At 66.7% G+C, this 17960-nt stretch carries 20 protein-coding genes; 10 read left to right on the top strand and 10 right to left on the bottom strand.

Features of this window, described 5'->3' with window-relative positions; all coding sequences use genetic code 11:
• Positions 1-545 precede the first annotated feature (545 nt).
• Entirely contained in the window at positions 546-1031 is a 486-nt protein-coding gene (locus tag OG897_RS34565) for an ATP-binding protein (RefSeq protein WP_266663236.1), read from the top strand.
• A gap of 8 nt (positions 1032-1039) precedes the next feature.
• Here the strand turns inward: OG897_RS34565 and OG897_RS34570 are convergent, their stop codons facing one another.
• Positions 1040-1966 carry a LysR family transcriptional regulator ArgP gene (locus tag OG897_RS34570; RefSeq protein WP_266663733.1) on the bottom strand — a complete coding sequence of 309 codons (927 nt, stop codon included), beginning with the start codon at positions 1964-1966 and terminating at the stop codon, positions 1040-1042.
• Positions 1967-2035: 69 nt separating this feature from the next.
• Here OG897_RS34570 and OG897_RS34575 point away from each other — a divergent pair, with 69 nt between their 5' ends.
• From OG897_RS34575 to OG897_RS34590, 4 genes are all read left to right on the top strand, one after another.
• Complete coding sequence (locus OG897_RS34575) at positions 2036-2668, top strand: LysE/ArgO family amino acid transporter (protein WP_266663238.1); 633 nt, start codon at positions 2036-2038, stop codon at positions 2666-2668.
• A gap of 179 nt (positions 2669-2847) precedes the next feature.
• Positions 2848-4002 carry a ParA family protein gene (locus tag OG897_RS34580; protein ID WP_266663240.1) on the top strand — a complete coding sequence of 385 codons (1155 nt, stop codon included), beginning with the start codon at positions 2848-2850 and terminating at the stop codon, positions 4000-4002.
• Positions 3999-5348, top strand: coding sequence for a ParB/RepB/Spo0J family partition protein (locus OG897_RS34585; protein WP_266663242.1), 1350 nt, complete (start codon positions 3999-4001; stop codon positions 5346-5348). Before OG897_RS34580 ends, OG897_RS34585 begins: the two co-directional genes overlap by 4 nt.
• Before the next feature lie 326 nt (positions 5349-5674).
• Positions 5675-6418, top strand: coding sequence for a phosphotransferase family protein (locus OG897_RS34590; RefSeq protein WP_266663244.1), 744 nt, complete (start codon positions 5675-5677; stop codon positions 6416-6418).
• 265 nt (positions 6419-6683) lie between these two features.
• Here the strand turns inward: OG897_RS34590 and OG897_RS34595 are convergent, their stop codons facing one another.
• On the bottom strand, positions 6684-7247 hold the full coding sequence (locus OG897_RS34595) for a MarR family winged helix-turn-helix transcriptional regulator (protein ID WP_266663735.1): 564 nt from the start codon (positions 7245-7247) through the stop codon (positions 6684-6686).
• 81 nt (positions 7248-7328) lie between these two features.
• Here OG897_RS34595 and OG897_RS34600 point away from each other — a divergent pair, with 81 nt between their 5' ends.
• Positions 7329-8057 (top strand): SDR family NAD(P)-dependent oxidoreductase, encoded by a 729-nt coding sequence (locus OG897_RS34600; RefSeq protein WP_266663246.1) that lies wholly within the window; start codon positions 7329-7331, stop codon positions 8055-8057.
• 555 nt (positions 8058-8612) lie between these two features.
• Here the strand turns inward: OG897_RS34600 and OG897_RS34605 are convergent.
• The 3 genes from OG897_RS34605 to OG897_RS34615 form a co-directional block, all read right to left on the bottom strand.
• Positions 8613-8831 (bottom strand): hypothetical protein, encoded by a 219-nt coding sequence (locus tag OG897_RS34605; protein ID WP_266663248.1) that lies wholly within the window; start codon positions 8829-8831, stop codon positions 8613-8615.
• 96 nt (positions 8832-8927) lie between these two features.
• A complete protein-coding gene (locus OG897_RS34610; RefSeq protein WP_266663249.1) occupies positions 8928-9134 on the bottom strand; it encodes a hypothetical protein in 207 nt (68 codons plus the stop codon).
• Positions 9135-9268: 134 nt separating this feature from the next.
• On the bottom strand, positions 9269-9916 hold the full coding sequence (locus OG897_RS34615; protein WP_266663251.1) for a TetR/AcrR family transcriptional regulator: 648 nt from the start codon (positions 9914-9916) through the stop codon (positions 9269-9271).
• Between the two features lie 58 nt (positions 9917-9974).
• Here OG897_RS34615 and OG897_RS34620 point away from each other — a divergent pair, with 58 nt between their 5' ends.
• The 3 genes from OG897_RS34620 (at position 9975) to OG897_RS34630 (ending at position 13815) form a co-directional block, all read left to right on the top strand.
• Positions 9975-10577 (top strand): YdeI family protein, encoded by a 603-nt coding sequence (locus OG897_RS34620; RefSeq protein ID WP_266663253.1) that lies wholly within the window; start codon positions 9975-9977, stop codon positions 10575-10577.
• 177 nt (positions 10578-10754) lie between these two features.
• Positions 10755-13145, top strand: coding sequence for an excinuclease ABC subunit UvrA (locus OG897_RS34625; protein ID WP_266663255.1), 2391 nt, complete (start codon positions 10755-10757; stop codon positions 13143-13145).
• A 52-nt stretch (positions 13146-13197) separates the two neighbouring features.
• Positions 13198-13815, top strand: a complete 618-nt coding sequence (locus tag OG897_RS34630; RefSeq protein ID WP_266663257.1) for a DinB family protein — start codon at positions 13198-13200, stop codon at positions 13813-13815.
• Between the two features lie 130 nt (positions 13816-13945).
• Here the strand turns inward: OG897_RS34630 and OG897_RS34635 are convergent, their stop codons facing one another.
• The 5 genes from OG897_RS34635 to OG897_RS34655 form a co-directional block, all read right to left on the bottom strand.
• Positions 13946-14395, bottom strand: a complete 450-nt coding sequence (locus OG897_RS34635) for a DUF4259 domain-containing protein (protein ID WP_266663259.1) — start codon at positions 14393-14395, stop codon at positions 13946-13948.
• 173 nt (positions 14396-14568) lie between these two features.
• Positions 14569-14814, bottom strand: coding sequence for a ferredoxin (locus tag OG897_RS34640; RefSeq protein ID WP_266663261.1), 246 nt, complete (start codon positions 14812-14814; stop codon positions 14569-14571).
• A gap of 4 nt (positions 14815-14818) precedes the next feature.
• Positions 14819-16036 (bottom strand): cytochrome P450, encoded by a 1218-nt coding sequence (locus OG897_RS34645; RefSeq protein ID WP_266663737.1) that lies wholly within the window; start codon positions 16034-16036, stop codon positions 14819-14821.
• 288 nt (positions 16037-16324) lie between these two features.
• Entirely contained in the window at positions 16325-16549 is a 225-nt protein-coding gene (tatA, locus tag OG897_RS34650) for a twin-arginine translocase TatA/TatE family subunit (protein ID WP_266663263.1), read from the bottom strand.
• A 124-nt stretch (positions 16550-16673) separates the two neighbouring features.
• Positions 16674-17249: a TerD family protein gene (locus tag OG897_RS34655; protein WP_266663264.1), complete on the bottom strand. Its 576-nt coding sequence runs from the start codon at positions 17247-17249 to the stop codon at positions 16674-16676.
• Between the two features lie 211 nt (positions 17250-17460).
• Between OG897_RS34655 and OG897_RS34660 the strand changes: the two genes are divergently transcribed.
• The gene (locus OG897_RS34660) at positions 17461-17958 is read left to right on the top strand and encodes a BlaI/MecI/CopY family transcriptional regulator (RefSeq protein ID WP_266663266.1); all 498 of its coding nucleotides are present in this window, start codon (positions 17461-17463) and stop codon (positions 17956-17958) included.
• Positions 17959-17960 lie beyond the last annotated feature (2 nt).

The following is a 17960-nucleotide window of genomic DNA, read 5'->3' on the forward strand; positions in this document are numbered from 1 at the left end:
GCACACAATTGGGATGGATACTGCAAAGTTGAGTCCCTTCAGTCCCTCAGTCCCTCCGTCGGAACCTTCTCCATGCCCCTGACCTGCGGTTTTCCCGAGGGACTAAAACGAGGGACTGAACGGATCCGTCCCTCCCGCTCCAGTCCCGTGAGTGTCGGCAACCTGCTCAGAATCGATCACCCGTCCCCAGCAGGAAGAACTGTTCACCACCGGGCTCCCAGTCCCTCCGGGCGCTGGCAGACGACTCCAGGGCACGTAGCGCAGGGAGGGACTGAGGGACTCAAGGACTGAGAAAACCAACAAAGGCTCGGAGGGGGCACAGTCCTCGGGCGCTCTGCGCCGCTGCTGGACCAGCTGGCCAACGGCAGGAGGCCGTAGTGAGAACGTGAACCTGTGGCCCCTGGTTGTCCGCGTTGTCACTCGTACGAGCTGAATTTCGCATCTGCAACGGCTCAGGGATGTTCCTGCGTTGTCTGAGTGCCGATACATCGGGCATACGCCTGCCTCAAGGCGGTACAACCGATCATGGATTGGGGCGTACGCGCATGAACAGCAAGCAGTTGATCCAGCAGACGGCAACATCCCGGGCGACGTCGGACCTGCTGCCGGGACCTGTCCGAGGATGGGGAATCGAAGGTGTGGCCAACGCGCGCAGGGCGGCCAGGGCTTTCACAGCTGGTCTGTCCCCTGCCCCCGCTGAGGATGCGGCGGATTCTCTTGTTCTCGTGGTGTCGGAGTTGGTCACCAATGCGGTACGGCACGGGGGAGGCCGGTACACACTCGCCTTCTCGGCCACCTTCGACACTCTCACCGTCGCCGTGGGCGATCCCAGCCCGGAGCTTCCCCGCGAACGCATTCCCGACATCGATGACAGCGGCGGTGGCTTCGGCTGGCACCTCGTGCAGCTCCTGGCCCAGGAAGTAACGATCGTCCCGGCGCGGAGTCCACGTCCCCGTCGTGCCCCGAGGTTCAGTACTGCAAATACCGCGGGCGTCTTGGGCAAAACGATTCGCGCGGTGCTCCCCCGTTGACAGGCTCCTCACTCCGGAGGCAAGAGCTTCTCAGCGGCCGTCGCGGCCACCGCCGCTGCGACGGCCGCAAGAGCGGGTGAGTCCAACTTCCACTGCTGCCAGAACAGCGGTACGTCCAAGGTGCGATCGGTTGCCAGCAGCGTGAGCGCCCCCGAGCGCAGCAAAGGCAAAGCGTGTGCCTCAGGTACCAGTCCCCAGCCGAGCCCGGCGACGATGGCGTCGCGGAACCCCTCAGAGGTGGGCACGTAGTGTCGGAAACCGCCTGCTGCCGGAATGCCCGTGCCGTCGTCTGCCAGTGACCGTACGAAGGCGTCCTGGAGTTCGTCCCGTCGGTCGAAGAACATCGCCGGAGCTTCCCGGAGCCGATCCACGAGTCGTCCCGAGGAAAGGTGCCGCTCTTCGAACTCGGGACTGGACACGGGCAGATAGCGTGCCCGGCCGAGCGATCGCACGCTGCAACCAGCCACGGGATCGGGCGACGAGGTGACTGCCGCCATCACCTGACCCTCGCGCAGCAGCGCGGTGGTGTGTGCCTCGTCCTCACGGCGCAGCTCGAAGCAGATGGGCGGGTCCTGTGGCACGCGGTCCAGAGAGGGCAGAAACCAGGTTGCGAGCGAATCGGCGTTCACTGCGATGGCCAGCCTGGTAGGTCCTTGCCTCTCCCCCGGCCCCGCTGCAAGCCCCAGCTCGGTCCGTGCGCCCCGCTCCAGCAGAGCGAGCTGTCGGGCGAACCTCACCACCACCTGCCCAGAGTCGGTGGGCCGTACTGGCTTCGAGCGCATCAACAGCACGCGTCCGGTGCGCTGTTCCAGTGCTTTGATGCGTTGGCTGACGGCGGAGGGGGTGACGTGCAGGGCGGCCGCCGCAGCGTCGAAGGTGCCCTCGTCGACGACGGCGAGCAGGGTGTACACCTGGTCAAGCGGAAGTTCATCCATCACGAACGCTAATGGTACGTAAGAATCTTTAGCTGGACTGAATCTGCGCTGATCCATAGCGTCGGTGACATGACAGACAGCACTTCAGGCATCGTCACTGCGCTCCTGGCCGGCTTCGGTACCGGACTCGCCCTCATCGTGGCCATCGGCGCACAGAACGCCTTCGTCCTGCGTCAGGGAGCTCACCGGCACGCCGTCTTCGCGGTGGTCGCGATCTGTGCGATGTCCGATGCGGCCCTTATCGCACTGGGCGTGACGGGCGTGGGTGCGTTCGTCACCGCCTGGCCGACGGCTCTTACCGTGGTCGGTCTTGCCGGCGGCGCCTTCTTGATCACGTACGGAGTCTTGGCCGCCCGTCGTGTTCTGCGCCCCTCCCCCGATGCCGCCCTCACCGCGACAGGCAAGGCGACCGGCTCGGCGCGAGCCGCAGTGCTCACCTGCCTCGCCATGACCTGGCTCAATCCCCACGTCTACCTCGACACCGTTCTTCTGCTCGGCTCGGTGGCCACCGATCACGGCTCCCTGAGGTGGGCCTTCGGAGTGGGCGCGATGCTGGCGAGCCTCACGTGGTTCACGACCCTGGGGTACGGAGCGCGCCTGTTGAGCGGGCTGCTGGCGAAGCCCGGTGCCTGGAGGGTGCTGGACGGGGTGGTCGCGGTGACGATGGTGGCCATGGGAGGACTGCTGCTGGCCGGAGTGTGACGCATTCTTTTCCGTCTCCTGTCCGCTACGGAGAAGGCCACGGGCCACGGGACCGCCCCGGCCAAGCACCCCGTCGGACCCCTCACGCTCCGTCAGAAGCCCCTGCTGTCACCCGACACGCAGCGCATTGACTTCACCAATGTCACCAAAAACCCCACGGAGGTGAGTAAGGTAACCACATGACCGTCCCATACACCCCGGACGACCGGGAAAAGGTAGTAGCGAAGCTTCCCGCCTCACTGCGCCAGGAACTCAAAGTCAGAGCAGCCGAGTTGGGCGTCGACATCAAGGATGCCGTCACCGAAGGTGTACAGGCGTGGCGTTCGGACGACTCCGAACACCCCATCGTCGACACGACCGGCGGCAGCTCCTTCTCGACCTACCTCCCCACCGGCCTTTACGGGGACTTCAAGGACGACTGCAAGGAGCGTGGCCTCCCCTTCACCCAGGGCATCGCTCAGGCGATCCGCCTCTGGCTCGGAGCCCACCCCTCCCCCCGTCGCCCCGCCCGCACCAACGGTGCGCGCCGCATCATCTTCGGCAACCAGAAGGGCGGCGTCGGCAAGACCGCCACGTCCTCCGGCGTGGCCCAGGCCCTGGCCGAAGGCGGCAATCGCGTTCTGCTGATCGACTTCGACCCCCAGGGCCACCTCACCAAGCAACTCGGCTACCAGCTCTTCGACATCGAGGAGCCAAGCCTGGCCAAGCACATGCTGGGTGAGGCCAAGGGCGATCTCCGCGAACTCCTCGTCCCGATAGAGGAGGACGGCTTCGCGGGCAGGCTGTTCCTGCTGCCCGCTTGCAAGGACGCGTTCCTGCTCGACGCGAAACTGGCCACCAGCCGCTTCGTACGGGTCAAGGAGACGGCACTGGAGAAGGCCATGGAGCCGCTGGAGAGGGACTTCGACTACATCGTCGTCGACTGTCCGCCCAGCCTCGGCTACTCCATGGACACCGCGCTCTACTACTGCCGTACCCGCGAGGACGAAGAGCCGGAGACCTCCGGCGTCTTCGTGCCCGTCCTCGCCGAGGACTCCTCGGCGGACGCTTACGACATGCTCTACGACCAGATCCAGGATCTGACCGCGGACATGGAGGTCGAGATCACCATGCTCGGCTTCATCGTCAACATGTACGACAGTCGCAAGGGCTACATCGCCACGTCCTCCCTGGACAGTTGGAAGGCGATCGGCGACCCGCCGGTCATCGGCATCATGCCGGAGCGCAAGGAGCAGCGTGAGGCTGTCCGGCTCAAGCAGCCGCTCCTCAGCTACGCCCCCGACTGCGAGCAGTCCGAGATCATGCGCACCATCGCACGGAGGATCACCTCATGAGCGTCGCCGACCGCCTCGGTACCGGGTCCTCCTTCGGGGGTGTTCCGCGCGGCCGCAGTGCCCGCGGCCGCGCCAAGGCTCTCGTCCAGGGCGACGTGCCCGAGTACGAGCTGTCCCGCATCCGTCTCGAAGAAGTCGCCCCGACTCCCCTCAATCCGCGCCGCAACTTCGGCTCGGAAGAGGAGATGACCCGCTTCGGCGAAGAGCTCCGCAACACCCAGCTCGCTGCCTGTGTGGCCATTTCCCGCAAGGCGTACCTCAAGATCTGGCCGCAGCACGAGTTGGCCATCGGGGATGCCCAGTACGTCCTGATCAACGGTGAACGCCGCTACCGCAGCGCATCGCACGTGGGTCTGGAGTCGCTGGACTTCGTCGTACGGGACGACCTCGCGTCCTCCCGCGAGGCATTCATAGACCACTTGCTCAAGGAGAACCTGGAGCGCGAGGACTTCGACGTCGTCGAGCGCGCCCGGGGCGTGCAGCAGTTGGTGTTGGTGTGCAGCGAGGAGTCCGCATCGGGCGCCCGTGCCCGTGCCGCGAAGCGCCTCGGCAGGGACCGCTCCTGGGTCACCAACCAGCTCGCGCTCCTGGACCTCCCCGAAGACCTGCAAGGCATGCTCAGCACGGGCTCGCTGCCCGAGCGCGACGGACGGCTGCTTGCCCGTCGGCTCAAGGAGGAACCCGGACTCGACGTGCCGAGCCTCCTCCAGTACCTCAGGCAGTACCGGGATGAGGAAGCCAGGACCCGCGAGGAGGCGAAGGCCATCGCGGACCAGATCAAGCAGCAAGGGCGGTCCGCCACCGAAGAAGCCTTTGCACGGAAGAGTGCGGAGCTCGTCGCCGAAAAGGCCGAAGCCGAGCGGGCGTTGTCCGCGGACAACATGCCGCAGCCCGTGTGGGAGAACCCTCCCGCTCCGCGCGCGCCCGAGCCTGCCGCACCCGTGGCCGCTGAAGCCTCGGCCCCGACTCCGGCACCTGCCCCGACTCCGGCCTCGGCCCCGGCGCCTGCCGCGGCCCCCGCGCCGACGCCCGTGCCCGTACGGGCCGTTGAGGAACAGCCCGCGGAAGTACCCGAGTTGTTGTCCGCGGACAACAACTCGGCCCGTCTGGTCGCGCAGAAGGACAACCCCGCCGAACTCGCTGATGGCAGTGAAAGTGACGGTGACGCTGACGACGACGTGTCCGGGGCCGTCGAAGCCGGTTCGGGGTCCGCGCGATCCGAGGCGGCCCGCCGCCTTGTGCAGCAACTCGGTGCCACGTCGAAAGAGCAGGCCCGCACCTTGGCGGCCGGACTCAGCGGCGACGAACTCGTGGCTCTGATCGAGGAACTGCACCAGCACATGTGATGCATCCGCCGAAGGGGCACGCACCTGGCCGACAACGCCGGTGCGTGCCCCTTCGGCGTTCTCCGGAGGCGACCACAGGGCCAGGCGGCTCCCCCTCCCGCCCGGACGATGCGAGACGCCGCACACGAGCGCGGCCTGCGCACGGTGCAACTGTCCTCTTTCGACAGACCCCCCGACTTGCGAGCCGGGCACATTCATGCTGGGCCCAGCTTCGCGGACACGGTGGCACCCGGCGACCGGACGTTCCTCCGGCACCCCACTCCCCCGGCTCGCACCGCTGGTGGAACGGTCTGACCTGAACGCAGGGATGCGGCATATTTCACCGCATGAACATAGGTGAGTTGTTGGGTTCAGGGCGTAGCGCAGAGGTCTTCGCGCTCGACGACGCATGGGTACTTCGCCGGAACCGAAGAGGAGGTGATGTCGGGAAGGAAGTCGCCGTCATGGCCCATCTGGCAGCGCACGGATTCCCAGTGCCCACCGTCCGCGCCACCGAGGTGCCGTCAGAGATGGTGATGCAACGGCTGTACGGAAAGACGATGCTTCAGGCGTTTGCCTCGGGTGAGATCACTGAACTAGAAGGGGCGACGATCCTCGCCGACCTTCTCCATCGCCTGCACGAGGTACCGGCCAGGGAAGCGAACCACCCCGAGGACCGGATCCTTCATCTCGATCTGCACCCGGACAACGTGATGCTGACAGCTGATGGCCCGATGGTCATCGACTGGTGCACGACGGTTGAGGGACCGGAGGGGCTGGACTGGGCAATGTCCGCACTGATCCTTGCCGAGGTCGCAGTCGCACCCGCACCGCCCGAAGCAGGGCCGGAAGCCTCCGCCGCAACAATCGGAGCACGGACGATGCTGGCGCATCTGCTGGCGCGACGGGGCAGCGCAATCGACCTGGGCGATGCGCGTTCAGGCTGCCTCGTACGAGCCCGCACACGGAGGGCTGCTGACCCGAACCTGACCCCACAAGAGATGGAGCGGCTGGACGAGGCGGTGGCCTTAGTCGCCACCTTGGCCACCTCGGCATCGGTCCGCACTCCTCCCAGCGCTGCGGTCCGATAGTTCACGAGCCGAAGTTGTCCGTCGGTAGTTGTTGTCCGCGGACAACAACTGCACCCCAGGGTCTGCCGCCCCAGGCGTTGTCCGTGGACAACAACTGGGTGGCAGACCCGTCCTTCGGATATCGCCAATCTGTTGTCCGCGGACAACAGCTCGTGGAGGTTCAAGCTCCTTCACGTACCAGCGGGCACCAGGGAGTGGCCCAGATTTGTTGTCCGCGGACAACAACGGATGCTGTCCGGCGAGGGAAATAGCCCGCCTGCTGGGCTCAGTCTTCTCCGACGTGGGTGATTCGGGCATCGCCGAGTCGGTACTGAACGTCCTGGAAAAGGGTCTGGAGCAACTCCGTCAGCTGGTCCTGCTGGTCACTCGTCAGGCCACCGATCAGTTCGGCTTCCCGGCCCAGTACCTGGTCCACGGTTTCCTCGACCAGGTCATGCCCGGCTTGAGTCAGGGACACTTCGACGGTACGGGGTCGTCCCTCGCCGGGGCGGCGAGTGACCAGACCTTCGCGCTCCGCTCGGGCTACACGTTGGGAGATGGCTCCCGCCGTGACCAAAGAGCGCCGACTGAGCTCGCGCGTGCTGAGAGTGTACGGAGCACCACTCCGGCGCAGCACGCTGAGGAGGTCGAGAGTGGCAGCGTCCACACCGGCTTGGGCGAGGACGCGTCTGCGGTCGTCACCGAGAAGCTTGGCGAGCCGCCAGATGGGCGTGACGATGCCGATGGAGGAGACCGGAGTGCCCGGGCGCTCCCGCTCCCAAGCCGAGGCGATGTCCTGAACGGGATACGTCGAAGCACTGTCCGTCGGGTACTGCTCGCCCGAGTTCACTTGTTCCCTTGCCAAAGCATGACTCCCCTGCTTACGTTTAGATCTAAATTTAGACCTGAATATCAGCTCTGGAGGCATCGTATGTCACGCAACATTCTCGTCACGGGCGGCGGAACGGGAATCGGTCGCGCTGTGGCCGAGCACTTTGCGGCACAGGGGGACGCCGTCGTGATCACGGGTCGTCGGTTCGGCCCTCTCAAGGAAGGGGCCGCACAGAGCGACAACGTACGAGCCGTGCGTTGCGACCACACCGACCCGGATGCGCTCCACCGGCTCCTGACGGAACTTCCCGAGCGCATCGACGTGCTGATCAACAACGCCGGTGGCAATACCGACTTCGATTCTGAGCCCGGCACGGAAGTCGATCTTGCGTCCTACGCCCGGGCCTTTCGGGCCAACCTGGACGCGAATCTGATCAGCGCCGCTCTGACGACGAAGGCGTTGGAGAGCAGGCTGTCGGCGGGCGGCGCTGTGGTGCAGATCGGTTCTATTGCCGCCGACCAGGCATCAGGTTCTTATGGGGCGGCCAAGGCAGGGCTTGCCAATTGGAACCTGAACGTGGCTGCGGAGCTGGGGCCTCGCGGCATCACGGCGAACGTCGTGGCACCGGGCTATATCGCCGACACCGAGTTCTTCCGTAGCTACCTTTCGGCTGAACGCCGCGGCAGGCTGGTCGACTCCACCGCAACCGGCAGGGCGGGCGTGCCTGCCGACATCGTGGGTGCCGTTGCCTTCCTTGTCTCGTCAGCTGCTCGGCACATCACCGGACAGGTTCTGAACGTGAATGGAGGGGCGCGTACGACCCGATGACGTCAGCTTCGCAATGCGTCGCGAGAGTGGGGGAGGCCCAGCTGTTGTCCGCGGACAACAACGCAAGTGTTGTCCGCGGACAACAGATACCCCTCAAGCTCGGTACGTCGAGCGGTACAACTTCTGCTCGCTTGATGGCAGGCGCGAGAGCAGTCACAGTTGAACATCGGACGTATTTGGATGAAGCTGCCTATTTTTCTCAAAGAGGGGCGAAAATCGACCCACAGAATGGGGCCTTAGAGGCGCGAACTCCAGATGGGTGGGGTGATGGGATCACGGGCCCCGTGGGAGGCCCCCAGGGGCGCTCCTGTGCGTTTTTGGCCCCCTGTGTGACACCGGGTTCGTCCTGCGGGTAGGTATTTGCTGCCCCGGGTGGGCCATTCAGGTGAGTGGCATGATCATCCTGAATTTTCCACCGGGGGACTGCCGCGGAGGTTCCTCGGCTCGTTCAATGATCAGCTCCGCGAGGTTGTTGTCCGCGGACAACAGCCTCAGCCAAGGTGCTGAGTGCGAGAGGGCTGATCCGAGCCTCGTGGCCGGAGGCACCGGGAAAAGTCAGACTGTCGCCGGAGCGGCCTCCAAGGCCGCAGCGATACGGTCCGTGTCCACCGAGGTCATCGTCTCTCCGGCAGGTTCCACCAGCACCGGGTCGATGTGCAGACGCCCGGCTTCCCTTTCTGCGGTGAGCAGTTGAATCGTGCTGGCGTAGCCGATGACGACGGCGGGTCGGTACGTGTTGAGTTCGGCGACCAGTTGGGGCAGGGGAGTGTGCACGGAGAAGGCGCGGAGAATCTTGCTGCGCCAGCCTCCTTCACGGGCCGCGCAGCGGTTCCCGGCAAAGCCGACGTAGTGACCGCCGACCGCGACCAGTTACGCGAACCGGCCTCCCCGAGCGACGGCCCGCAAGAGGCCCGCAGGGCCCAGCCAGGTGGCGAGGGCCTGTGAGGTGAGTGCGGCGCCCACGTTCAGGTAGCGGTCGTCGAATACGAACAGGCCGCGTCGGCCGCTGGTTCCGGAGGTGGTGGCCACCATGTACGCACCGAGGAACTTCTGCCCGATCCGCTCGGGGTCGTCCACGAAGTAGCGAGCACGGGCAACAGAGTCGGCCAGTCAGGCACGTTGGCGACGGTCAAGTGCGGCAGGGTCTTGCTTGCGGGCCCGCCGGATGTCCGGACCGAGCCACGACATGCTGCTCGGTGCGTCGTTGTGTGTCATCGCTCGGTACCCCTGCGCGAGGGGGAGGGGCGGCAGGAGGGGGTCGCTGCCGCGAGGCCGGCTTGCCGGAGGATGGTGAGGAAGTACGCCTCGACGTCCTGCGCGCTGATGGTGTCGGGGTAGGCGGCCAGGTGCTGGAGAGCCGCACCGCTGAGCACCTGCTGGAGGGTCTCCGGTTCGCTGTGCGGGGGGAGTTGGCCTGTTGCGCGGGCCCGCTTGAGCACGTCGCGGACGGCTCGGCCCCGGTGGCTCCCGTGCACCGAGTCGTACGTGCGGAGCAGTTCGGGGAGGTCGTCCAGGGTGCCGTACAGGCGGCGAATGAGACGCCGGGCGCGGGGCTCACTGAGCTGGTCGGCCCAGTCGCTGACCATGGCGGAGACATCCGGCCAGTTCAGCGCCTCGGGGTCGGTGTTCCGGTACTCCCATTCGATGGCCCGCACCAACAGCTCGGTCAGGTTCGGAAACCGGCGGTACACCGTTGCGCGCGTGACTCCGGCCCGGCGGGCGATCTGCTCGATGCTGGTCCAGGCGATGCCCCGCTCGATCAGCGATTCCAGGGCGGCGGTGAGGATCGCCTCGTCCGCTGCGCGGCTGCGAGGGCGGCCGGGCGTGCGGGGAGGAGCGGCTTCAGGATCAGACGTCATGGCAAAAACGATACGGCTCTGCATCGTATTCAATCCGCCGCGTACTAGCCTGCTTCACATGAATGAGATAGGTGGGAGCAGCGAGCACGGCCTGATCGACGGCATCCAGATCCTCAACTTCGTTGACGGTGAGGCGTTCGAAAGATGGCTGGACGACAACCACTCACGCCAGGAGGGCATTTGGGTCAAGGTGGCGAAGAAGAACTCCGGGATTCCTTCCGTCACCGATGGTGAACTCGTCGACATCGGGCTGTGCTTCGGCTGGATCTCCGGGCAGCGGCGCTCACTCGACGGACACCACTACCTCCAGCGGTATGTGCCGCGTCGTCCCCGGAGCCTGTGGTCGCAGGTCAACGTCGACAAGGTGGCGACGCTGCTCGCCGAGGGGCGCATGCGCGAAACCGGAATGGCCGAGGTGCGCAAAGCGCAGGAGGACGGTCGCTGGGCCAAGGCGTACGCGTCGCAGAAGACGGCCACCGCCCCGCCTGACCTGGCCGCGGTGCTCGAAGCCGACCCCGAGGCGAAGAAGGCATTCGAAGCGCTGGACAGTACGGCCCGCTATCAGTTGATCCTTCCGCTGCTTCAGGCGCTGACGCAGCAGGCACGAGAGACACGGAGGGAGCGTGTTCTGCGCGCGCTGACGTCGCCACACCGGAACTGAACGCCGAAGCCCTGGACGGTGCTGTGCCGGAGATCTTCCGCTGCGATGCCGCCGACTGTGCGATGCCGCCGACTGGACACAACTGCGGCGCGAACCCCCGCAATCGGGGAAAGAACCGGCCATTCTTGTGCCCCGCACCCAGAATGGGGATCCATCCGCCCAACAGATGGAGGCACGATGAGCAGGGCCAAGAGGTCGGACGTGGGGTCGTCCTTGCCGCACGCCGCAGACAGCCATGACGTGATCCGGGTGCACGGGGCGCGTGAGAACAACCTCAAGGACGTCAGCGTCGAGCTCCCGAAGCGGCGGCTGACGGTGTTCACCGGCGTTTCGGGTTCGGGCAAGAGCTCGCTGGTGTTCGCCACGATCGCCGCCGAGTCGCAGCGGCTGATCAACGAGACCTACAGCGCCTTCGTGCAGGGCTTCATGCCGACGCTGGCCCGGCCCGAGGTCGACGTTCTCGACGGGCTGACGACTGCGATCATCGTCGATCAGCAGCGCATGGGAGCCGATCCCCGCTCCACGGTCGGCACCGCCACCGATGCCAACGCCATGCTGCGCATCCTCTTCAGCCGACTCGGCAAGCCGCACATCGGTTCACCCAGCGCCTACGCCTTCAACGTCGCCTCCGTGAAGGCGAGCGGGGCCATCACCGTCGAGCGCGGCACCAAGAAGACGGTGAAGGCGACCTTCAACCGCACAGGCGGCATGTGTACGCGGTGCGAGGGCCGTGGCGCGGTCTCGGACATCGACCTCACCCAGCTCTACGACGACACCAAGTCACTGGCCGAGGGCGCGTTCACCATCCCGGGCTGGAAGTCGGACAGCTTCTTCACCGTGCGGGTCTACGCCGAATCGGGCCTTCTCGACCCGGACAAGCCGATCCGTAGATTCACCAAGAAGGAGATGCAGGACTTCCTGTACCACGAGCCGATCAAGGTGAAGGTCGAGGGAGTGAACCTCACCTACGAAGGGCTCATCCCCAAGATCCAGAAGTCATTCCTGTCCAAGGACAGGGCGGCGATGCAGCCGCACATCAGGGAGTTCGTTGACCGGGCGGTCACCTTCACCACCTGTCCCGAGTGCGACGGCACGCGACTGAGCGAGCTGGCGCGGTCCTCCAAGATCAAGAAGATCAGCATCGCCGACGCGTGCGCCATGGAGATCAGGGATCTGGCCACATGGGTCCGTGGTCTCCAAGAACCCACCGTGGCACCGTTGCTGGCCGCTCTGCAGCACACTCTCGACTCGTTCGTGGAGATCGGACTCGGCTATCTCGCTCTCGACCGTCCAGCGGGAACCCTCTCGGGGGGCGAGGCCCAGCGCGTCAAGATGATCCGCCACCTCGGATCCTCACTGACCGACGTCACCTATGTCTTCGACGAGCCCACCATCGGGCTGCATCCGCACGACATCGAGCGGATGAACGACCTGCTGCTCCGACTGCGGGACAAGGGGAACACGGTGCTCGTCGTGGAGCACAAGCCGGAGACCATCGTCATCGCCGACCATGTCGTCGACCTCGGTCCGGGGGCGGGGACGGAAGGCGGCACCATCTGCTTCGAGGGCACCGTCGAAGGGCTGCGGACAGGCGGGACCGTCACCGGACGCCACTTCGACGACCGGGCCTCGCTCAAGACTGAGGTGCGCAAGCCCACCGGGACGCTGGAGGTCCGCGGTGCGTCGACGCACAACCTGCGCGACGTCGACGTCGACATTCCACTCGGTGTCCTCACCGTCGTCACCGGCGTGGCCGGGTCCGGCAAGAGTTCCCTCGTGCACGGCTCGATCCCGGCAGGCGAAGGCGTCGTGTCGATCGACCAGAGCCCGATCCGCGGCTCACGACGCAGCAACCCGGCGACGTACACCGGACTGCTCGACCCGATCCGCAAAGCCTTCGCGAAGGTCAATGGGGTCAAGCCTGCCCTGTTCAGCGCCAACTCCGAGGGCGCCTGCCCCGTGTGCAACGGCATCGGCGTCATCTACACCGACCTGGCGATGATGGCGGGCGTCGCCACCACCTGTGAGGAGTGCGAAGGGAAGCGGTTCCAGGCATCGGTGCTGGAGTACAAACTCGGCGGCCGCGACATCAGCGAGGTGCTGGCGATGTCGGTGGCGCAGGCGGAGGAGTTCTTCCGGTCGGGGGAGGCGAGCACACCGGCGGCGCATCGGATCCTGACTCGGCTCGCTGATGTCGGACTCGGCTACGTCAGCCTCGGCCAGCCCCTCACCACGCTGTCCGGCGGCGAACGGCAGAGGCTCAAGCTGGCCACCCACATGTCGGAGAAGGGGGGCACCTACGTCCTCGACGAGCCGACCGCGGGCCTCCACCTCGCCGATGTCGAGCAATTGCTCGGGCTGCTCGACCGGCTCGTCGACTCGGGTAAATCGGTCATCGTCGTCGAGCACCACCAGGCGGTCATGGCCCACGCCGACTGGATCATCGACCTGGGGCCCGGTGCGGGTCACGACGGCGGCCAGGTCGTCTTCGAGGGGGCTCCGGCGGAGCTCGTCGCTGCCCGTTCCACGCTGACCGGCGAGCACCTCGCGGAGTACGTCGGAGACTGACCGGATGTTATCCGGATGCCGATTGTCAGTGGTGGGTGGGAGGCTGTCCCACATGATTCAGACTGATCCGAAGAAGGACCTGCACCATTACCTCAAGTCCGCCCGAGAGGCTCTCCTTTGGAAGGTCGAGGGGCTGTCGGAGTACGACGTCCGCCGTCCTGTGACCCCGACCGGAACCAACCTGCTGGGGCTGCTCAAGCATCTGGCGGGTTGTGAGGTCGGGTACTTCGGCGACACCTTCGGCCGACCGTTCACCGCCGAGGCGATGCCCTGGGTCGAGGACTTCGACGACGATCCGACCGTGGACATGTGGGCCACTGCCGAGGAGTCACGCGCATTCGTCATCGGTCTCTACCGGAAGGCGTGCGCGCACGCGGACGTCACGATCGAAGCGCTGGAGTGGGACTCCACCGGCCATGTTCCGCACTGGCCCGAGGACCGGAACGAGGTCTCGCTCCACCGCATCCTGATTCACATGCTCGCCGAGACCAACCGGCACGGCGGCCACGCGGACATCGTCCGTGAACTGATCGACGGAAGCGCGGGGCTCGGGAAGGGCAATGAGAACCTGCCCCCGACCGAAGCGCATTCGTGGGAGAAGTACGTGGAGAAGCTGGAAGGAGAGGCACGGGCGGCGGCGCTGGCGGCCGGAGAGACCCCCGGGAAGTAGCGATTGGTAGGGGAGTGGGTCCAGGGGCCTGGAAGGTCCCGCCGCAGCGGTGCAGGCCCCTGGCTCAGTAGGGAAGTGCGCAGTAGGGAAGTGGTGGTCGGAGTGTCCCGTTCGACTCCTGCGTCGACGCCTACAGCGCCGCCACTTCCGGCGAGTTCGGAGCCGGAAGTACGGGGGCGAGAACGTTGCGCAGGTCGGTGATGGTGGTGTGCCACGGGTTGGGAGTTCCCTCCTCGGTGACTTCTTCCCACAGGTCCAACAGCTCGGACGGTTCGGTGACCACGCGGTCCAGGGCCCGGACGGCCAGTGCGCGCAGTTCGGCCGAGAACCGGGGGAGCGGCTCGTTCGGCCCGTAGGCGGTGTCGACCGGGGTGCCTCCCGGGCACTGGGCGGCAATCAGCGCTGCTGCGGCGACGGCCTCCGAGGCCAGGTCCTGGTCCAGGTAGTCGTCCTCGCCGAGCACTTCTGCGAGGGCCCCGCGCACCAGGTTCTCGCGCTCGCTCTCTGCGGCGTCGTCGAGTTGGCCGGAGAAGTCCGCAGCGGTGTCGTTGTCGAAGGGGCCGAGGTCCCAAGCGCCCATTTTCGCTCCTGGTGTGATGGATGGGGGTGAAGGGGTCCGAGTGGGGATCGGGGTGGATTCCACTGCTGGGACATAGTGGCAGGGACCAGTGACAATCAGCCGCCGGACGACGTGTCGTCTCTCGGTCCTTCAGTCCCTCGGCCCTGCCCGGTCGGCGGCCGGGTGCTCGATCGTCAGCGAAGGCCGATGGCCTGTGCCGGGCAGAGCCCCACGGCGTCGAGCGCTGCCTCGGCATCGGGGCCCGTCCGCGGCAGCCGCGAGCGCAGGAGGCGGACGACGCCCTCCTCGGCGTCCTGGTCGAAGACTCCGGGGGCGGTCAGCGTGCACATCCCGGAACCGATGCAGTGGTCCCGGGCGACGCGCACCTCCCACTCCTCGGGGGCGGAATCGTCCGGGCGGGTCTGAGCTTCCGGTGGCACGGGTCTACACCTCGTCCCAGGTGACCGGCAGGCTGTGCACTCCGAAGATGGTCTGGTCCGTACGCAGCGGGATCTCGTCGACGGGGGCCGCCAGCCGAAGGGTCGGGAACCGGGTCAGCAGGGCGGGCAGGGCCACCTGCATCTCCACGCGCGCCAGTTGCTGGCCCAGGCACTGGTGGATGCCGTGCCCGAAGCCCACGTGTCCGGTGGCTTTGCGGTGCAGGTCGAGGGTGTCGGGGTCGGGGAAGCGCAACGGGTCGCGGTTGGCGGCCTCCATGGACAGGACGACGGTCTCGCCGGTCTTGATCAGCTTGCCGTTCAGCTCGATGTCTTCGAGTGCGGTCTTGGCGCCGGTGTGCGTGATGGTCAGATAGCGCATCAGCTCCTCGATCGCCTGCGGGGCGAGGGCCGGGTCGTCGCGCAGGGCGGTGAACTGGTCGGGGTGGCGGAGCAGGGCGAACGTGCCGAGGGCCAGCATGTTCGCGGTCGTTTCGAGTCCCGCGCCGAGCAGGAAGCTGCCGACGCCGGTGAGTTCCTCGTCGGTGAGGTCGGTGGAGGTCAGGTCGCCGAGCAGGTCGTCGGTGGGGGCAGCCCGCTTGGCGAGAACCAGTTTGTGCATGTACTCCCCGAGCGCGGACATCGCCTCGAACTGCGCCTGCTGGTCGGAGACGATGGAGGTCAGCTGCAACGCGCACCGCTGGAAGAAGTCGCGGTCGGCGGAGGGGACCCCCAGCAGCTCGCAGATCATCAGGGCCGGTATCGGCTGGGCGAACGCCTCGACGAGGTCCACCGGGCCGCCCTCGCGCTCCATCGCGTCCAACTGGTCGGCGGTGATCTGCTCGACGCGTGAGGTGAGTTCGCGCATGCGGCGGACCGTGAATTTGCCCATGAGCAGCTTCCGGAAGCGGGTGTGCTCGGGGGCGTCCATCCCCGTCATGTCCCCGACCGGTGCGGGCGGCAGTTCCCCGATGTCCGCGAAGGGGTAGTGCAGGATCTCGTACCGCGCACTGAAGCGGGAGTCGGCGAAGATCGACCGGACCGTTTCGTACCCCGTGGCCAGCCAGCCGACGTGACCGTCGGGGAAGCGCAGCCGTACCAGCGGGTCCTGCTCGCGCTGGGCACTCAGTTCGGCGGTCGGGTCGAAGGGGCATCCGGCGTCGCGGCCGGTGGGCAGCTGGGCCAGCGGCTCCCCGGGGGCTGGTGCTGCGGGGGCGGAAGCCATGGGGCAGGTGGCGGTGGGCTCGGTCGGTGTCTCGTGCTGCACGAATTCCTCCAGGGCAGATGCTCGCTGAGGCGGACCTCACGGGTGGCACCAGAATGGCATCACTGTGGTGTCACTGCAAGGATTCGTGGCGCGATGTTGTCTGGGAGTAGCTCCTTCGGGGCTGTTTCGGGGGCGATGTGATGAGGTGTGCCGAGGGTGTATACCCAGGTCAAAGCCATTGTCAGTGGCTGGTGTCATCATCGGAGCCATGAAGGAAGAAATGGCTCGGAGGTGTGTGATGAGTAGTCAGGAAGCGTCGGTCGTGCCGCCTCCGGGGCGGATCCGGAAGGCCGGAGAGTTCTTCGCCGGTTGTGCCGTGGTGTCGGTGCCGTCCTTCTTCATCGCTTTCGCCTCGCTCTTGAGGATGCGGGCGGCCTTGCCCGCGTTGCGGGCGAGTTCCGGCAGCTTCTTCGCGCCGAAGACGAGAACGACGACGATCAGGAGAATGGCGAGCTCGCTGATTCCGAACATCGGGGTCCGCTCCCTTGGTGTGTGGGTCTTACCGGTATGGGTGGTGGTGAGAGGGGCGGGCGTGTCCGGGGCGCGGACGGGTGCCGCGCCCCGGTGGAGCGCCGGGCGGGAGCCGGGGCTCGGGTCAGACGTTCACGCCGAAGTCGGAGGCGATGCCCGCCAGTCCGCTCGCGTAACCCTGCCCGACCGCGCGGAACTTCCACTCCGCGCCGTTGCGGTACAGCTCGCCGAAGACCATCGCGGTCTCGGTCGCGGCGTCCTCACTCAGGTCGTAGCGGGCGATCTCCGCGCCGCCGGCCTGGTTGACCACACGGATGAAGGCACCGCGGACCTGGCCGAAGCTGTGGCCGCGGCTCTCGGCGTCGTGGATGGAGACGGGGAAGACGATGCGAGCCACCCCGGCGGGCACGGCGGCCAGGTTGACCTTGATCGATTCGTCGTCGCCCTCGCCCTCACCGGTGAGGTTGTCGCCGGTGTGCTCGACCGAACCGTCCGGGCTCTTCAGGTTGTTGAAGAAGACGAAGTGCTGGTCGGAGAGGACCTTGCCCGACTCGTCGACGAGCAGCGCGCTGGCGTCGAGGTCGTAGTCGGCGCCGGTGGTCGTCCGTACGTCCCAGCCCAGGCCCACCAGTACGGCCGTCAGGCCGGGGGCCTCCTTGCTCAGCGAGACATTGCCGCCCTTGGCGAGGCTCACGCCCATGTCGTTTCCCTTCCCGAGTGCCAGAATTCGAATGCGGAAGTGAATCTACAGCACTGTAGAAGTTTCGTGGCTGAGTGTTCCGAGCACCTGAGCGCCTGGTGCCCGAGTGCGTCGTGCCCGAGTGCCTCGTGCCTGAGTACGATGCTCCGACGTCAGCGCGGCGGTCAGCCGGGCGGCAGATGGCGGGAAAGCGAACGAAGGGGATGCGGGAATGACGGACGGGACGGAGAGCGCGGATCCGGGCGGCCGCCCACGGGCGCGCGACCGCAGGCGCGGGCAGGGCGAGTTGGAGAGCCACGTGCTCTCCGTACTCGGTGCCGCGCCCGGCCCGGTGACGGCGGCCTGGGTGCAGGAGCGGCTCGGTGGCGGACTCGCGTACACCACCGTCATCACCATCCTCACCAGGCTGTACGCCAAGGGCGCGGTGACCCGCACCCGTTCCGGGCGGTCCTTCGAGTGGACGCCGGTGGCCGACGGGGCCGGGCTGGTCGCGCTGCGCATGCGCAAGCTGCTCGACCGGGAGGACGACCGCGACGCCGTGCTCTCCAGCTTCGTATCGGCACTCTCCGCGGACGACGAACGGCTCCTGCGGGCCCTGTTGCACGAGTCCGGAGCACACGAGTCCGGAGCGCCCCAGGACGGAACGCCCGAGGGCGGCGCGCCCGAAGACGGCGCGGGCCGATCGCCGGGCCGGGGTCCGGAGCGCTGAGC

Source organism: Streptomyces sp. NBC_00237 (assembly GCF_026342435.1).
Lineage (GTDB): Bacteria > Actinomycetota > Actinomycetes > Streptomycetales > Streptomycetaceae > Streptomyces.

What these genes read in the sequence shown, in the direction of transcription:
- OG897_RS34565 (WP_266663236.1), top strand. Translation starts at nt 546, where the DNA reads ATGAACAGCAAGCAGTTGATCCAGCAGACGGCAACATCCCGGGCGACG.
- OG897_RS34570 (WP_266663733.1), bottom strand. Translation starts at nt 1,966, where the DNA reads ATGGATGAACTTCCGCTTGACCAGGTGTACACCCTGCTCGCCGTCGTC.
- OG897_RS34575 (WP_266663238.1), top strand. Translation starts at nt 2,036, where the DNA reads ATGACAGACAGCACTTCAGGCATCGTCACTGCGCTCCTGGCCGGCTTC.
- OG897_RS34580 (WP_266663240.1), top strand. Translation starts at nt 2,848, where the DNA reads ATGACCGTCCCATACACCCCGGACGACCGGGAAAAGGTAGTAGCGAAG.
- OG897_RS34585 (WP_266663242.1), top strand. Translation starts at nt 3,999, where the DNA reads ATGAGCGTCGCCGACCGCCTCGGTACCGGGTCCTCCTTCGGGGGTGTT.
- OG897_RS34590 (WP_266663244.1), top strand. Translation starts at nt 5,675, where the DNA reads ATGAACATAGGTGAGTTGTTGGGTTCAGGGCGTAGCGCAGAGGTCTTC.
- OG897_RS34600 (WP_266663246.1), top strand. Translation starts at nt 7,329, where the DNA reads ATGTCACGCAACATTCTCGTCACGGGCGGCGGAACGGGAATCGGTCGC.
- OG897_RS34615 (WP_266663251.1), bottom strand. Translation starts at nt 9,916, where the DNA reads ATGACGTCTGATCCTGAAGCCGCTCCTCCCCGCACGCCCGGCCGCCCT.
- OG897_RS34620 (WP_266663253.1), top strand. Translation starts at nt 9,975, where the DNA reads ATGAATGAGATAGGTGGGAGCAGCGAGCACGGCCTGATCGACGGCATC.
- OG897_RS34625 (WP_266663255.1), top strand. Translation starts at nt 10,755, where the DNA reads ATGAGCAGGGCCAAGAGGTCGGACGTGGGGTCGTCCTTGCCGCACGCC.
- OG897_RS34630 (WP_266663257.1), top strand. Translation starts at nt 13,198, where the DNA reads ATGATTCAGACTGATCCGAAGAAGGACCTGCACCATTACCTCAAGTCC.
- OG897_RS34635 (WP_266663259.1), bottom strand. Translation starts at nt 14,395, where the DNA reads ATGGGCGCTTGGGACCTCGGCCCCTTCGACAACGACACCGCTGCGGAC.
- OG897_RS34645 (WP_266663737.1), bottom strand. Translation starts at nt 16,036, where the DNA reads ATGGCTTCCGCCCCCGCAGCACCAGCCCCCGGGGAGCCGCTGGCCCAG.
- tatA (WP_266663263.1), bottom strand. Translation starts at nt 16,549, where the DNA reads ATGTTCGGAATCAGCGAGCTCGCCATTCTCCTGATCGTCGTCGTTCTC.
- OG897_RS34655 (WP_266663264.1), bottom strand. Translation starts at nt 17,249, where the DNA reads ATGGGCGTGAGCCTCGCCAAGGGCGGCAATGTCTCGCTGAGCAAGGAG.
- OG897_RS34660 (WP_266663266.1), top strand. Translation starts at nt 17,461, where the DNA reads ATGACGGACGGGACGGAGAGCGCGGATCCGGGCGGCCGCCCACGGGCG.